Source organism: Burkholderia sp. A2 (assembly GCF_001729305.1).
Lineage (GTDB): Bacteria > Pseudomonadota > Gammaproteobacteria > Burkholderiales > Burkholderiaceae > Burkholderia > Burkholderia sola.
Genome location: NZ_LZXX01000002.1, coordinates 137478 through 152892, shown reverse-complemented (window position 1 = coordinate 152892; position 15415 = coordinate 137478). Strand labels below are relative to the sequence as shown.

The window sequence follows — 15415 nt, the reverse complement described above, 5'->3', positions numbered from 1 at the left end:
GCAGTTTCTCAAAATAAAAATGTGAAGATAGGGTTCACGCCTCCTCCATGCGGGCCGATACGTCGATCACGGCACCCTCAAACCATTGAATCAATTACCTATTTATGATTTGTTGCGAACCCGGCGAGAGTTCCGTAGAATCCTTAATTCATGTAGCGTTCCCTGTACGAAAGTTCGAGGAATGCCGCTGTTCCAGGTTTCTTTCAGGCGGCAAGACGAGGTTGCCGGCCGCCATAGGAGCGGTATGACTCAAGCAACAAAAGCCAAGACGGTGCGCGGAACCGGTGTCCGGGAGGCAGCGGCACAGGAAACCCGCGACAAGATCCTGCGCGCGGCGACCAAGGTCTTCGCGCGCTACGGCTACGAAGGCGGCAGCGTGGAGCGGATCTCCAGGCTGGCGAAGTCCTATGACCGGATGATCTACTACTACTACGGGAGCAAGGAGGGCCTGTTCGTCGCGGTGCTGGAAGGCATCTATCGGCGGATGGACGAGGCGGAGCTCAAGATGGCGCCCGATCCGTCGAATCCCGTGGAAGCGCTCAAGACCGTGATTCGCTTCAAGCTGGACTACTATTGGCGCAATCCCGATTTCATCACGCTGCTCAACACCGAGAACCTGCACCAGGGCAAGCATTTGGCCAGGCTCGAGCGCCGGGGCGAATATTCGTCGCATGCGGTGCAGAACGTGGCCAGGATTCTCGAAAGCGGCGCCGAACAGGGATTGTTCCGCACGGAACTGAACGCGCGCGACGTTTTCCTGCTGATCATTTCGGCAGCGTATTTTTATACGTCGAACCGCCATACGTTGTCCGCGTTCCTCGGCGAGGAACTGAATGCGCCGGAGGCCGTGCGCCGATGGGAGGCGTTCGTCATCGACAGCGTGCTGCGGGTCGTCCGCAAGGATCCGCCGATCGGCGATTGAGTGTGTGCCGGCACCGATGTCGCCCCTCGTGACCATGACGATGCAGAGATGAACTACGTTCGCGCCCATACCCTCGACGAAGTGCTCGGTGCGCTCGCGGCGCAGCCGCGGCCGCGCATCGTGTGCGGGGCCACCGACGCATTTGCCGATATCGGGCTCGTGCCGGCACGGTCGGCATGGCTGGATATCAGCCGCGTCGACGCGCTGCGCGGCATCGAGCTGAACAACGGCGTCGCCCGTATCGGTGCGGCCGCCACGTGGGACACCATCGCCCGCACGACATGGCTCCCCGTGGCGCTCACGGACGCAGCCGCTTCGATCGGCCCCCGGCAGATCCGCGTCCAGGGCACGATTGGCGGAAACGTGTGCCATGCATCCGCCGTCGCGGACGGCATTCCCGCGCTGCTGGCGCTCGATGCGAGCGTCGAACTGGCCAGCGTGCGCGGCATGCGCCGCTTGCCGCTGGCCGAATTCCTGCTGGGCAACCACCGGACCGCGCTGGACGCCGACGAATTGCTGGTGGCGCTGCTGTTTGCGCGCCCCCGCGCGCACGCGCGTACGTCGTTCATCAAGTGCACGAATCGCGACGGCGCGGCGATCGCCGTGGTGTCGGCCGCCGCGCAGTTGCGCGTGGGCGCCGCAGGGGCGATCGAGGCGGCCGCCGTTGCCGTCGGCGGCGCCTCCGCCGTTGCGCGCCGGATGCAGGTGCTCGAGAATGCACTGACGGGCCGACGGCGTGACGAACTGGCCGGCGTGCTTGCAACGTCGCCGCTGGACGAGCTGTCTCCGGCCGACGACTGCCGGGCGACCGCACTGCATCGCCTTCATCTCGCGCGGCTGGCAATCACGCGCGCTTTCACATGCTGCATCGAGGAGAACGCACGTGGCGCATCCCCGGCCTGACCCGCTTGCCGACGTTCGCGAGACCATCGCGGGCGACGGCCCCGCGATTTCGCCGGAACCGGACTGGTTCGACCTCAACGGCACGCGGCGGCGCCTGCCGGCGGACCGCTCGCAGCGCCTCGTCGACCATCTGCGTGCGGACTTGCGCCAGTTCGGCACCAAGGAAGGCTGCCGTCAGGGCGATTGCGGCAGCTGCACGGTGATCGTCGACGGCGACGCACGCTATGCGTGCCTGATCCCGGTCGGGCAGATCGCGGGGCGTCGTGTCGTCACCGTCGAAGGCCTTGCCGGCGGCACGCGATGCGGCGGCCGCCTGCAGCAGGCATTTCTCGCCCACCAGGCGGTGCAATGCGGTTTCTGCACGCCCGGCATGCTCGCCGCGGCGGCGGCGGCCATCGACGCCGGCGAGGTAAACGACCGCGCCGGTGCGCGGGCCGCGATCGACGGCGTGCTGTGTCGCTGCACCGGCTATCAGAAGATCGTCGACGCGGTGACCGAGGTCGGATGCGGCGCCGCCGCGCGGTGCCGCACGCCCGCGCCGTCCGAAGGGCCGTCCGTCGGCGTGCCGCTCACGCGTCTCGACGGCCCCGAAAAAGTCGACGGCAGCCAGCGATTCGGCGCCGACGACTACCCGGCCGACAGCCTGTTCGTGCGCGCGGTGCGTTGCCCGCATCACCGCGCACGTTTCGCGTTCGGCGATCTCGCCGCCTTCGTCGACGCGCATCCGGGCGTGCATCGCGTTCTCACCCACGCCGATGTGCCGGGCATGAACCTGCACGGCGTCGCGACGCCGTACGCGGACCAGCCGGTCCTTCCGGATGCCGAAACACGCCACCATCTCGAGGCGGTCGCGCTGGTGGTCGGCGAGCGCGCCTCGATCGCGGCGCTCGACCTCGACCGCTTTCCGGTGCAGTGGACGCCGCTGACGCCGGTTCTCGCGATCGCCGACGCCGTGCTGGACGACAGTCCGCAGTTGCACGCCGATCGCCCCGGCAACGTGCTGATCGAGGGTGTCGTGCGCCGCGGCGACCCGGAGCGCGCGATACAGGATGCCCGTCACGTCGTCAGCGCAACGTTCCAGTCCAGTTTCGTCGAGCACGCGTACCTCGAGCCGGAGGCCGGCTGGGCGCGACGCGTGGGCAACGTGATCGAAATCCATTCGTCGACGCAGGCGCCGCACCCGCATCGCGCCGACCTCGCGCGCATTCTCGGCGTTGCGCCGGAACAGGTGCGCGTCGTCGCGACCGCGGTCGGCGGCGGCTTCGGCGGCAAGCTCGACATGACGGTCCAGCCGCTGCTCGCGATCGCGGCCTGGCATCTCGACCGGCCCGTCGCGATGGCGTTCTCGCGCGAGGAGTCGATGGCCACGTCGACCAAGCGCCATCCCGGCCGCATGACGTCCAGCATGGCCGCCGATGCCGATGGCCGGCTGCGCGCGGTGACGTTCGAAGGCGACTACAACACCGGCGCGTTTGCGTCCTGGGGGACGGCCGTCGCGAATCGCGTACCGGTGCATGCGGGCGGCCCGTACGTGATTCCGCACTACGCGGCGCACACGCGGGCGATTCATACGCACGTGACGCCGGCCGGCGCCTTCCGCGGCTTCGGCGTGCCGCAGACGACGATGTCGCAGGAACAGCTGATCGACGAGCTGGCGTTCGCGGCCGGCATCGATCCGCTCGCGTTCCGCGCGCTGAATGCGTTGCGCCCCGGCGATACGCTGCCGACCGGGCAAGTGCTCGACGACAGCGTCGGCCTCGTCGCATGCCTCGATGTGCTGCGTCCCGCGTGGCGTGACGCGCATGCGCGGATCGCGACGCTGAATGCGGCGTCGCCCGGCCACATTCGCCATGGCGTCGGCGTCGCGGCGTTCTTTTACGGCTGCGGCAACACCGCATTGCCGAACCCGTCGACCGTCCGCTTCGGCATCCGGCGCGACGGCACGATCGTGCTGCACCAGGGTGCGGTGGATGCCGGCCAGGGCGCGAACACGGTCATTCCGCAAATCGCGGCCGACGCGCTGGGCGTACCGGTCGACCGGCTGCGATTCGTCGGCCCGGATACCGCGCTGTCGCCGGATTGCGGGCGCACGTCGGCGTCGCGACAGACCTTCATCACCGGTCGCGCGGCGTTCCTTGCCGGCACGGCGCTGCGCCACCGGCTGCTCGCGTTCGCCGGCGCGGCGTCCAATGCGCGGATTTCGTCCGATGCGCGCGGCATCGCCGTCGACGGCCATCCGCTCGATCTGCGGACGCTGCCCGTCGATGCGCACGGCTACGTGATCGCGGCCGAGGAGCGCTTCGATCCGCCGACCACGTCGCTCGATGCGTCGGGGCAAGGCACGCCTTATGCAACCTACGCGTTCGGCGCGCAGATGGCGGAGGTCGCGGTGGACTGCGAAAGCGGGCGCGTGCGGGTACTCAAGGTCGTGGCCGCGCACGACGTCGGCAGGATGGTCAATCCGACGCTGCTCGAAGGACAGGTCGAAGGCGCCGTCGCGCAAGGCGTCGGCATGGCGCTGATGGAGAAGTATCACCCCGGCCGATACAACAATCTGCACGACTACGTGATTCCGACCGTGCACGACATGCCCGACGTGCAGTCGATCTTCATCGAGGCGCCGACCGCCGTCGGACCGTACGGAGCGAAAGGCATCGGCGAGCCGGCACTCGTGCCGACGGCCGCGGCCATCCTGAACGCGATCCATCACGCGACCGGCGTGCGCATCCGCGAAGCGCCGGCCACGCCGGACGTCGTGCGGCGCGCACTCGCGACCGGCAAACGGCCTTCCGCGCTTCGATAGCGCCATTCCTACTTCGCGAACAACAACAATGACGACGACGAGAGATGCCGACGAAGCCACACTGCGAATCGCGCCGCGCGCGTCGTGGTACGCCGAACTCGATTCCGCGGGCAAACGCGCGTTCAAGGCAGCGTTCGCCGGCTGGGCGACCGATGCGTTCGACTTCATGGTGTTCAGCTTCGTGCTGGCTTCGCTGATCGACCTGTGGGGACTCGATCGCGGCAAGGCCGGCCTGTTGAGCACCGTGACGCTGATTTTCTCGTCCGTGGGCGGCTGGATCGCGGGCATCCTCGCGGATCGATACGGACGGGTCAAGGTATTGCAGGGGACGATCCTGTGGTTCTCCGTCTGCACGCTGGCAATCGGTTTCGCGCAGAACTTCGAGCAGATCTTCGTGCTGCGCGCGCTGCAAGGGCTCGGCTTCGGCGGCGAATGGGCCGTCGGCGCCGTGCTGATCGGCGAAATCGTCGCACCCGCCCATCGCGGCAAGGCGGTCGGCCTCGTGCAGAGCGGCTGGGCCATCGGCTGGGGCGGCGCGGCGATCCTCTACAGCATCGCGTTTTCGGTCCTTCCCGAGTCGCTGGCGTGGCGCAGCCTGTTCTGGGTGGGTATCGTGCCCGCCCTGCTCGTCCTGTACGTACGCAAGCACGTGCCCGAACCGGAGGTGTTCGTGCAGGCGGACGCCGCCCGCAAACAAGGCGCAGGCCAGCCGTCGGTGTGGGCGATCTTCTCGCGCGCGCACGCACGGCGCACGGTGCTGGCCGCGCTGCTCTGCACCGGCATCCAGGGCGGCTTCTATGCGATGTCGACGTGGCTGCCGGCTTTTCTCAAGATCGAGCGGCACCTGTCGGTGCTCGATACGGGCGCCTATCTGTTCGTGATCATCGTCGGGTCGTTTTGCGGCTATGTCGTCGGCGCGTATCTTTCCGACTGGTGGGGGCGCCGGCGCAACTTCATGCTGTTCTCCGCGCTCTCTCTCGTGTCGGTGTGCGCGTACCTGACCGTCCCGCTCTCGAATGCACAGATGCTGTGGCTCGGATTTCCGCTCGGCTTTTCCTCATGCGGCATCTTCAGCGGAGTCGGTGCGTACCTGACGGAACTGTATCCATCGACTTTCCGCGCCAATGCGCAAAGCTTCACCTACAACTTCGGACGCGGCATCGGCGCGCTGTTCCCGAGCCTCGTCGGGATGCTGAGCCATTCGCTCGGCCTCGCGCTGGCCATCGCGATCTTTTCCGGCGCAGCCTATGGCGTGGTGCTGCTCGCCGTCCTGCTGCTGCCGGAGACGAAGGCGAGGTCGCTTTGAATGCCGGATCGCGCAGCGCAATCTCGATGTGTTGATTCGCACCGACGTGTGACCGGGTGACGCACGGCGTCCCGCCCTCGACCGCCCACCGGCCGAACAACCCGACAACACCGCAGCAGTTCGCCTTCGGACAGCACGGCCCCCTCGGTGGTGAGCGCGTCATGGATCGCAAGGCACCGACGGACGATGGCGACCGCGCCAGCCTGCCGCGAACGGCCGCCGCCCGGTCGACTTCCGGTATGCTGATCAAGGCGAAATCCCGGGAATCAAGGTAACCACTGCGATGGACATCGCGATCCGCATCGAAGGCCGTCACGACCTGACGGGGCAAATTTTCCGGCAACTGCGCACGGCGATCGTCGACGGGCGTCTCGAAGGCGGCGCGCGGCTGCCGTCGACGCGCGACCTCGCGAAACAGCTCGGCGTGTCGCGCAAGACGACGCTCGACGCGTTCGAGCGTCTCGTCGCCGAGGGTTACCTGACGACGCGCGCGGGCGACGGCACGTTCGTCGCCGGCGGCCTCGCGCGCGTGCCGCATGCCGCGGCGACGTCGGCGCCGTCGATCGTCGACGACATGCCGCGCATCGACGCGGTCGATGCACGCGCGCTGTGGAACGACCTGCCCGACGCACTCGCGATGCCCGCGCCGCAGGACTCCCCCGGCTTCGACTTTCGCGGCGGCGTAACCGACAAGACACTGTTCCCGTTCGACGCCTGGCGGCGCTGCCTGCATCACGCGCTGCGCCAACAGGCACGCGGGCCCGGCCAGTACCACGACCCGGCCGGCGATCCGCAGTTGCGCGGCGCGATCGCGCGCTACGTCGGATTCAGCCGCGCGGTCGCCTGCAGTTGGGACGACGTGCTCGTCACGCAAGGCGCGCAGCAGGCGCTCGACCTGCTCGCGCGCGTCGTCGTCCGGCCGGGCGACGTCGTCGCGGTCGAGGATCCCGGTTATCCGCCCGCGCGCGCCGCATTCGCGTCGCTCGGCGCGACGGTGATCGGCGTGCCGGTCGACGCGCAGGGCCTCGTCACGGAACGGCTGCCGGACGACGCGCGGCTCGTCTACGTGACCCCGTCGCACCAGTTCCCGCTCGGCATGCCGATGACGCTCGATCGCCGCGTCGCGCTGCTCGAATGGGCGCAGCGCCGCCGCGCGGTGATCATCGAGGACGACTACGACGGCGAATTCCGCTTCGAGGGCCGGCCGGTCGAATCGCTGAAGAGCCTGGACCGCACGGGCCTCGTTGCGTACGTCGGCACGTTCTCGAAGACGATTTTCCCCGAGCTGCGGATCGGCTACGCGATTCCGCCGCGCGCGCTGCGCGGCGCGCTGGCCAAGGCGAAGCAGATCGTCGACTGGCACACGTGCACGCTGACGCAGGCGGCGCTCGCGCGCTTCATGCTCGAAGGCGATTTCGCGCGGCACCTGAAGCGCGTGCAGAAGCACTACGACGCGCGTCGCAAGATGCTGGTCGCGCACCTGCGCGGCGGACTCGCGCCGTGGTTCGACGCGATCGTGCCGACCGCCGGCATCCATCTCGCCGCGCACCTGAAACCGGGGCTCGACGAAGCGGCGCTGGTCCGCGCGGCGCGCGCGCAGGACATCGGCCTGTACGGGATTTCGGCGTTCCACGTGGGCGTGCCGGTGCGCCCGGGGCTGCTGTTCGGCTATGGCGGGATCGACGCGCTGCGCATCGACACGGCGCTCGCGAAGCTGGCCGGCTTGCTGGAGGCCGGCATCGTAGACGGGTCGCCACTGGTTACCTGAATTTGCACGGAATTGGCTATTCAAGCAGGCCAATGCGGTGCTTAAAGTGGGTCCTGTCGCGCCACCCCGGCGCACCCAACCGAAGAGGACCTGCCATGCAACCGCGCCTGAACTTCTATGCCGCCAGCCCGAATGCGATCAAGGTAATGCGCAACGCCGAGGAATTCCTCGCGAAGAGCTCGATCGAGAAGCCGCTCGCCGAGCTCGTCCGCCTGCGCGCATCGCAGATCAACGGCTGCGCGTTCTGCGTCGACATGCACACGACCGACGCGCGCAAGGGCGGCGAAACCGACCGCCGTCTCGCGACCGTCGTCACGTGGCGCGAAACGCCGTTCTTCACCGAGCGCGAACGCGCGGCGCTGGAATGGACCGAGGCGCTGACGCTGGTGGCCGGCAACCACGTGCCCGACGCCGTATGGGAAGCCGTGAAGCCGCACTTCACCGACGAGGAACTGTTCGACCTGTCGATGCTGATCGCGACGATCAACTCGTGGAACCGCTTCGCGATCGCGTTCCGCAAGATGCCCGAGTAAGGAGCCGACGATGATCCGTTCCCCGCTCCATCGCGTCGCGCTGTGCGCCGGGCTCGTGCTCGCCGCGGCGCTGCCGGCCGCCGCTCACGCGCACGACGCCGGCGACAGCGTGCACGCGATCATGCAGCAGGCCGTGCCCGAGGCGCCCGGCAAGCTCGCGGTCGTCGCGACGGTCGACTATGCGCCCGGTCAGGTGTCCGAACCGCACAAGCACCTCGGCTCGGTGTTCGCCGTCGTGTCGAAAGGCGAAGTCCTGTCGCAGGTGAACGGCGGCCCGCTGCGCCGCTATCGGGCCGGCGAAGGCTGGTACGAGCCGCCCGGCTCGCGCCATCAGGTATCGCGCAACGCGAGCGCAACCGAGCCCGCGCAACTCGTCGTGTTCGGGTTGACGGGCGAGCATCAGCCGCTGAAGTCGCCGATCGATCAGTGATCCGATGAGACGGATCGCGCATCGGCTCGCGACGTAAACGAAAAAAACCGGCCCGAAGGCCGGTTTTTCATCCCGCATGCCGTGAGCGGCGCTCGCGCGCCGCGCGACATCAGAAGCGGTGGATCAGGCCGACGCCGACGCCGATCTGGTTCTGCTTCGAACCTGCGCCCACGCCGTCGCCGATCGAGGTCGTTGCCGCGATGACCGCCGCGCCGTTGAGCGTGTTGCCGCTCGCGTGCTGGTACGCCTCAACTGCGTACAGGCCCGTGCGCTTCGACAGGCTGTAGTACTGCGACAGCGTGACCTGGTGGTACTTGGCCGAGCTCGAGATGCCGTTCGACTCGGTCGCACGCGTGTACGAGTAGCCTGCGGCGAAGTCCCACTGAGCCGATGCCTTCCAGTGCAGCACGGCGCCTGCCGTGTTGAAGATCGCCGTGTTGCGGAACGACGAACCCACGCCCGGGATGTACTGGACGTTCGAGTACGACGCCGAAATATCCCACGACGGCGTGAACTGGTAACCGGCCGTCACGGCGACGCGTTGTTGCGACTGTGCCGTCTTGTAGCCGTTGTTGATCGACGACACGGCCTGTTCCGCACCGTTGCCGCTCGTGTCCAGACCGTTCTGCGCGGTCGAGTTCGCACCCCACACGCCGCCGCCGAGCGTCGAGTTGTTGATCTTCTGGTAGCCGACCGCGATGCCTGCCGGGCCGTTCAGGTACTGGATCGCCGCGCTCCACGTCGAGCCGCGGTTCGTCGCGCCTGCGACGCCGCCGAACGAGTACGAACCACCGACCGTGAAGCCGTAGAACTTCGGCGACATGTAGACGAGCGAGTTGTTCGCGCGGTAGCTGGTATCCAGCGAATCGATATCGCCCGGGTGCGCGCCGTAGTAGCCGGTCAGCCAGGTCGTCGGGCTGTACGGCGACAGCAGCGTGTAGTACGCGGTGTACTGGCGGCCGGCCGTCAGCGTACCGTACGTCGGGTTCGTCATACCAACCCATGCCTGACGCGTGAAGATGCCGCCCGTCCACTGCGACGAGCCGTTAGCCGTGTTGACGCCGGCTTCCAACTGGAAAATCGCCTTCGTGCCGCCGCCGAGGTCTTCGCTGCCCTTCAGGCCGAAGCGGCTGCCTGCCCACACGCCGGTGGACATCTGCACCTTCGAGTGACCACCCGTGGTCGCGCCGGTTGCCGACGAATTGTTCTGCCAGGCGATACCGTTGTCGACGATACCGTACAGCGTCACGCTGCTCTGGGCGTGGGCGGCGGTAGCGGCTGCGAGACCGACTGCCGTCATGGCGAAAGCGACGCGCTTTTTCATTGATTCTCCGTCCTCAAAGAATGTTTCTTTTCTGGTGTGGTTTTATGACCGACACATGTGCGAGTACATGCCGACGCGATTCTGACGGATTACCGATTGTTTCCCAACATGTGCAGTCGGTCATCGTATGATCGACGCAACGCAGCGGTTCACCAAACGGTTACAAGACAGCCCCAAACGCTTGCTCAGCGGGTGTTTCCGGCATTTCCCGGTGAAAACCCTAGCTTTACATTTTTACGGGTGCAACACGACCGTCCGATGTCGTCAGACGCCTTCGGCGACAAAACGTCTTACCAATGCGCGATCGAAGCTGACGCCGCGATTCACGCCGCCGCGCAGGATCGCCGACGTTCGTGACACCCACATTTCGAGACACGAAATCATGAAAACGTTTTTAGTCGACGTGCCGGGAACCGGACGGGTACGGTCCGGCGAACGCGGACCGGGAGGCGATGCCGGCGCGTGTCGCGCCGGCGATCTTCAGGACTGCGTGGCGGGGCGCGCGAGCCGCGCGGCCACCGCATCGGCGAGCGCGGTCAGGCGCGTGCGGATCGCCGTGTTCGAACCGACCAGCGCGAACGACGCCGCCATGATCCGGTAAATACGCTTTCTCGGCACCTTGGCCGGCTTCGCCGGATCGAGCCACGCCGCGTGGCCGGCCAGCAGCTCGAGCGTTTCGAGGCCGATCATGATCGGCCACAGGCACGCGAGCCGCAGCCGCACGAAACGGCGCGGGATCGCGAGCGTATACAGGCAGGCATCGCGATACTGGTCGAGCGCGACGCGCAGCAGGTCAACCAGCACGCCGCGCGCGCGCGCCGAGCCCTCGGGCCGCATCAGGTCGGCCACCACGAGCCCGTGCGCGCGCAGCACGTCGTCGGGCAGGTAGCAGCGGCCGATGCGCAGGTCCTTCGCGCAGTCGCGCAGGATGTTGGTCATCTGCAGCGCCTTGCCGAAACGGATGCCCTTCTCGCGCATGTCCGCCAGATCCCAGCCGCGCGCGGCGCGCGTGTGCATCCCCGTCATGTCGGTCCAGAATTCGCCGACGCAGCCGGCGACGAGGTACGTGTAGCGGTCGAGCACGTCGCGCGTCGGCAGCGATGCGACCTGCCCCGACTGCTCGTCCGGAAACGTGCGCAGGTCGAATTCCATCCCCGCCGTGAGCGTCGCGACGACCTTGCGGATCGACGCGCGGTCGGCCTCCGGCTGCGCGCGCAGCAGCGCGAGCATCGGCTCCATCGAGCCGAGCAGCAGGTGTTCGTGCGAATCGGTCTGCATCCGCGTCACGTCGTCGAGCGAGCGCGACAGCGCCGCGCCGTCGCCGAGCCGCTCGATGTCGTCGCGCAGGTCGGTCAGCAGCGCCGCGCGTCGGTCGGGCGCGACGAGCGCCGTGTCGGCGATCGTGTCGGCCGCGCGCGCCAGCAAATACGCGAGGCCGACCGGGTCGCGCATGCCGTCGGGCAGCACGCGCAGCGTCAGGTAGAAGGAGCGGGAAACGTTCTTCAGCAGCTCGCCGAGCAGATAGGCGGGATCAGTATGGGTCGTCATGGGTCGGGAAAAATCGGCCGGCGCGGGCCCCGGACGCCACGGGCGCCGGGCGCCCGCGCCGGCCCGCGAGTCGCCTCATCGTCGCGCCAGCCGGGCGTGGGCCCCGGTGCGGCGATGCAAAATTCCCGCAAGTTTAGTGCATCCGGCGCGCGGGTTCGCTGTGACGGCCGGAATGCGGTGCGCGCCCGCCTACCGTCACGCGCGTGCATGTCGCCGCCCCACAACGAAACGGAAAGGCCGACGTAATACATATGTAATCATTCGATGCGACGATCGCGCACCGTTCGACTCCGCAGCCCGGCGCCCTGCCGGGCCGTCGGCGCGAGCACCCTTTCCCGACTCCGTTTCGAAGGTTCATCGACATGCTCCTCAAGCGCCCGACCTCCCTGCGCTACGTCCCGTTCGCCTGCGCCGCCGCGTTCCTGCTCGCCGCGTGCGGCGGCGACGATCTGACGCGCGATCCCACGCAGCCGATTTCCGCGAAGGTCCAGGTGGTCGGCCATCGCGGCGCGAGCGCGCTGCGCCCCGAACACACGCTCGCGTCGTACCGCAAGGCGATCGAGGACGGCGCCGACGTGATCGAGCCCGACCTCGTGTCGACCCGCGACGGCGTGCTCGTCGCGCGCCACGAGAACGAGATCTCGGGTACGACGAACGTGTCGGCGCTGCCGCAGTTCGCGAGCCGCAAGGCGACCAAGACGATCGACGGCACGCCGTTGACCGGCTGGTTCACCGAGGATTTCACGCTTGCCGAGCTGAAGACGCTGCGGGCGCGCGAGCGCATCCCGCAGGTGCGCCCCGCCAACACCGCGTACAACGACCAGTTCGAGATTCCGACGTTCGACGAGATCGTCGCGCTCGCGAAGCAGATGTCCGCGCAGACCGGCCGCACGATCCACCTGTATCCGGAAACCAAGCATCCGACCTACTTCCAGTCGATCGGCCTGCCGCTCGAGGACCGCCTCGTCGACGCGCTGCTGAAGGACGCGTACACGTCGCGCACGGCGACCGTCTACATCCAGTCGTTCGAGGTCGCGAACCTGAAGACGATCCGCAACCGGATCAAGTCGAGCCAGCCGAACTGGAAGCTCGTGCAACTGATGGACGAAGCCGGTCAGCACCCGTACGACTTCGTGAAGGCGAACGACACGCGCACCTACGGCGACCTGTCGACGCGCGACGGGATGCGCGAGATCGCGACCTATGCGAACGGCGTCGGACCGTACAAGACGTCGATCATCGCGGTCGCCGCGGACGGCACGCTGCAGCAGCCGACGCCGTACGTGCGCTATGCGCACGAGGCCGGCCTCGTCGTGCATCCGTACACGTTCCGCCCGGAGAACAACTTCCTGCCCGCGTCGCTGAAGGACGGCGGCACGCCGGCCACGCGCAACACGGCCGGCTCGGTGCGCGAGATCCAGGCGTACCTGCGCGCGGGCATCGACGGCTTCTTCACCGACGATCCGGCCGTCGGTCGCACGGCCGTCGATACGTTCAAGCGCTGATACCCGGCGCCGACCCGCATCGCGACCGGGCGCCGCGCACGACGGGCCGCGCCCGGTTGGCCCGCGTCGGTCAGATCGCCTTGAAGTGGTGCGTGCCGTCCCGCTTCAACTGGTCGACCAGTCCGTATTCCCAGTCGAGATACGCCTGCATCGCGGCGGCCGCATTGTCGGTGCCTTCGTACGGGCGCCGGTAGCGGTCGATGCGCGGCGACGCAAGCCGGGTCTCGCCGCGCTCGAGCGGCAGCCCGGCGTCGATCCACGCGGCCGTGCCGCCGGTCAGCACCCGGATCTCGGCCGACGCCGGCAGCAGCGCGCGGGCGTCATCCGCCGCGAACCGCGCGAGCAGGCTTGATCCGCACGTGAACACGTAGCGCTTCGCGGGCGGAATCGCCGCCAGCGCGTCGCGCAACTGCGCGCGCACGGCAAACCACGCGCCCGGGATATGACGCTTCACGTAGTTCGCGCTGGCCGTCACGTCGACGATCGCGAGCTCGCCGGGCGCGGCTTCCTTCAGCCAGCCGGCGAGCGTCGCGGGCGACACGTCGGTCGCGGGCGGCGTCGCGGGCACTTCCCGCGGCGGCTGGCCGCGCTCGATGAATGCCGCGGTGCCGGCCGGCTCGACGACGCGCACGTCCCAGCCCATCTGCGCGAGCCACGATGCGGTCATGTCCGCGCGCACGCCGTCATCGTCGGCCAGCACGATCCGCGCGCCGCGCACGGCCGCGTGATGGTCGGTCTCCTGCACGAGCTGGCCGCCCGGTGTGCTCAGGAAGCCCGGCAGGTGGCCGGCTTCGTATTCCTCCGGCGTACGCACGTCGAAGCGGTACAGCGTGCGGCCCGGTTCGTCGAGCGCCGCGACGTCGGCCAGTGCGATGCGCGGCACGCCGGCGCGCTCGGCCACCGCGCGGGCGGCCCGACGCGCTTCGTCGCGCTGCGTCGCGTCGATTTCGTCCGGAAAGCGGCGCGCCGCGCCGCGCTCGAGCGTCTGGCCGGCCAGCGTCCAGCCGATCGTGCCGTTGCGCAGCGCGGCGACCGGGTTCGGCAGCCCCGCGTTGACGAGCGACTGCGTGCCGATGATGCTGCGCGTGCGGCCCGCGCAGTTGACGATCACCTGCGTCCGCGGATCCGGCGCGAGCGCGCGCACGCGCAGCACGAGCTCCGCGCCCGGCACGCTGATCGACGTCGGGATGTTCATCGTCTGGTATTCGTCGAAGCGGCGCGCGTCGACGATCACGACATCGGCTTTCGCATCGATCAGCGCCTGCACCTGCTGCGCGGACAGCGACGGCGTATGGCGCTCGGCCTCGACCCATTCGCCGAACGACTTGCTCGGCACGTTCACGTCGATGAACAGCTCGCCGCCTGCGGCAACCCAGCCCGCGAGGCCGCCTTCGAGCAGCCGCACGTCGGTGTAGCCGAGCCGCGCGAGCGTCGCGGCCGCGCGCGGCGCGAGATCCTCGCCACCCGCTTCGCCGAACACGACGACCGGCGTGTCGCGGCGCGGAATCCGCGTCCATGCGTCGAGTTCGAGCTTCGACAACGGAAAGTTGGCGGCCCACAGCGGATGGCCCTGTGCGTACGGATCCTCCTCGCGTACGTCGATCAGCGCGATCTCGTCGCGGGCCAGCAGGCGCGCGCGTACGTCCTGGTACGACGCGACGGGAAAGCGGGAAGTGGAATCGGCGGATTGCGTCACGATGTCTCGGTGTTGAATGTGTTGAAGTCGGTGAAGAAAGCGGAACGGATCGAGCGTGGCCCTGCCCGCGCGCACCCGCAACGGGCCGCGCGAGCGGGCCGGGCGTCAGGCATTCGAATAGCCGGACACGAACGGCTTCACGGTACCGTCGTCCAGGTACACCGCGCGCTCGACCTTGCCGATGTTCGCGCCGTACACGTGGATGCTGATCGATACGCGGTCGGCGAACGCGTTGGTCACGCGATGCACGTCGCCGATGCGCGGCGACACGGCCTCGACCTCGCCCGGCTGCAGCCGCACGGCGTCGCCCGCGGGCACCGGCTTGCCGGCCGCGTCGAACCGGTACGGCTGCGAGAACTCGCCGCCGCGCAGCATCCCGATCAGCCCCCACACCGTGTGGTCGTGGATCGGCGTCGCCTGGCCGGGCCCCCACACGAAGCTGACGACCGAGAAGCGCTCGTCCGGGTCGAGATGCAGCAGGTACTGCCGGTAACGCTCGGGGTCGGGCTGCGCGAACGCGTCGGGCAACCAGTCGTCGTGTTCGACGAGCGCGGCGAGCAGCGCGCCGCCCTCGTCGAGAATGCGCGCCTCGTTCGCGCCGGACGCGAGCAGCGCATCCAGACCGTCGACGAACGGACGCAGCGGCGTCTGCTGCAACGAAAGCGTACTCATCGGCC

General features: G+C 68.3%; 12 protein-coding genes. 8 read left to right on the top strand and 4 right to left on the bottom strand.

What is annotated here, in order from left to right; translation table 11 throughout:
- Window positions 1-244: 244 nt before the first annotated feature.
- The 7 genes from A9Z05_RS00675 (at window position 245) to A9Z05_RS00645 (ending at window position 8665) form a co-directional block, all read left to right on the top strand.
- Complete coding sequence (locus A9Z05_RS00675) at window positions 245-922, top strand: TetR family transcriptional regulator (RefSeq protein ID WP_069616448.1); 678 nt, start codon at window positions 245-247, stop codon at window positions 920-922.
- Window positions 923-1825, top strand: a complete 903-nt coding sequence (locus tag A9Z05_RS00670) for a xanthine dehydrogenase family protein subunit M (protein WP_256121803.1) — start codon at window positions 923-925, stop codon at window positions 1823-1825.
- Window positions 1806-4628, top strand: a complete 2823-nt coding sequence (locus A9Z05_RS00665; protein ID WP_069616446.1) for a molybdopterin cofactor-binding domain-containing protein — start codon at window positions 1806-1808, stop codon at window positions 4626-4628. The genes A9Z05_RS00670 and A9Z05_RS00665 overlap by 20 nt, the downstream gene beginning before the upstream one ends.
- 28 nt (window positions 4629-4656) lie before the next feature.
- Window positions 4657-5934: an MFS transporter gene (locus tag A9Z05_RS00660; RefSeq protein WP_069616445.1), complete on the top strand. Its 1278-nt coding sequence runs from the start codon at window positions 4657-4659 to the stop codon at window positions 5932-5934.
- Between the two features lie 283 nt (window positions 5935-6217).
- Window positions 6218-7702, top strand: a complete 1485-nt coding sequence (locus A9Z05_RS00655) for a PLP-dependent aminotransferase family protein (RefSeq protein ID WP_069616444.1) — start codon at window positions 6218-6220, stop codon at window positions 7700-7702.
- Window positions 7703-7797: 95 nt separating this feature from the next.
- A complete protein-coding gene (locus A9Z05_RS00650; RefSeq protein WP_027805767.1) occupies window positions 7798-8235 on the top strand; it encodes a carboxymuconolactone decarboxylase family protein in 438 nt (145 codons plus the stop codon).
- Window positions 8236-8245: 10 nt separating this feature from the next.
- Window positions 8246-8665, top strand: coding sequence for a cupin domain-containing protein (locus A9Z05_RS00645; RefSeq protein ID WP_069616443.1), 420 nt, complete (start codon window positions 8246-8248; stop codon window positions 8663-8665).
- 109 nt (window positions 8666-8774) lie between these two features.
- Here the strand turns inward: A9Z05_RS00645 and A9Z05_RS00640 are convergent, their stop codons facing one another.
- Window positions 8775-9989 carry a porin gene (locus A9Z05_RS00640; protein WP_069616442.1) on the bottom strand — a complete coding sequence of 405 codons (1215 nt, stop codon included), beginning with the start codon at window positions 9987-9989 and terminating at the stop codon, window positions 8775-8777.
- Window positions 9990-10469: 480 nt separating this feature from the next.
- Window positions 10470-11537 carry a phytoene/squalene synthase family protein gene (locus A9Z05_RS00635; protein WP_069616441.1) on the bottom strand — a complete coding sequence of 356 codons (1068 nt, stop codon included), beginning with the start codon at window positions 11535-11537 and terminating at the stop codon, window positions 10470-10472.
- A 362-nt stretch (window positions 11538-11899) separates the two neighbouring features.
- Between A9Z05_RS00635 and A9Z05_RS00630 the strand changes: the two genes are divergently transcribed.
- The gene (locus tag A9Z05_RS00630) at window positions 11900-13042 is read left to right on the top strand and encodes a glycerophosphodiester phosphodiesterase (RefSeq protein WP_069616440.1); all 1143 of its coding nucleotides are present in this window, start codon (window positions 11900-11902) and stop codon (window positions 13040-13042) included.
- A 70-nt stretch (window positions 13043-13112) separates the two neighbouring features.
- Here the strand turns inward: A9Z05_RS00630 and A9Z05_RS00625 are convergent, their stop codons facing one another.
- Together A9Z05_RS00625 and A9Z05_RS00620 are read right to left on the bottom strand one after the other, a co-directional pair.
- On the bottom strand, window positions 13113-14738 hold the full coding sequence (locus tag A9Z05_RS00625) for a rhodanese-related sulfurtransferase (RefSeq protein ID WP_069616439.1): 1626 nt from the start codon (window positions 14736-14738) through the stop codon (window positions 13113-13115).
- 105 nt (window positions 14739-14843) lie between these two features.
- Window positions 14844-15410, bottom strand: a complete 567-nt coding sequence (locus A9Z05_RS00620) for a cysteine dioxygenase (protein WP_069616438.1) — start codon at window positions 15408-15410, stop codon at window positions 14844-14846.
- Between the last annotated feature and the right edge of the window lie 5 nt (window positions 15411-15415).

Coding starts and splice junctions, on each gene's coding strand:
- A9Z05_RS00675 (WP_069616448.1), top strand. CDS start 245: ATGACTCAAGCAACAAAAGCCAAGACGGTGCGCGGAACCGGTGTCCGG.
- A9Z05_RS00660 (WP_069616445.1), top strand. CDS start 4,657: ATGACGACGACGAGAGATGCCGACGAAGCCACACTGCGAATCGCGCCG.
- A9Z05_RS00655 (WP_069616444.1), top strand. CDS start 6,218: ATGGACATCGCGATCCGCATCGAAGGCCGTCACGACCTGACGGGGCAA.
- A9Z05_RS00650 (WP_027805767.1), top strand. CDS start 7,798: ATGCAACCGCGCCTGAACTTCTATGCCGCCAGCCCGAATGCGATCAAG.
- A9Z05_RS00645 (WP_069616443.1), top strand. CDS start 8,246: ATGATCCGTTCCCCGCTCCATCGCGTCGCGCTGTGCGCCGGGCTCGTG.
- A9Z05_RS00640 (WP_069616442.1), bottom strand. CDS start 9,989: ATGAAAAAGCGCGTCGCTTTCGCCATGACGGCAGTCGGTCTCGCAGCC.
- A9Z05_RS00635 (WP_069616441.1), bottom strand. CDS start 11,537: ATGACGACCCATACTGATCCCGCCTATCTGCTCGGCGAGCTGCTGAAG.
- A9Z05_RS00630 (WP_069616440.1), top strand. CDS start 11,900: ATGCTCCTCAAGCGCCCGACCTCCCTGCGCTACGTCCCGTTCGCCTGC.
- A9Z05_RS00620 (WP_069616438.1), bottom strand. CDS start 15,410: ATGAGTACGCTTTCGTTGCAGCAGACGCCGCTGCGTCCGTTCGTCGAC.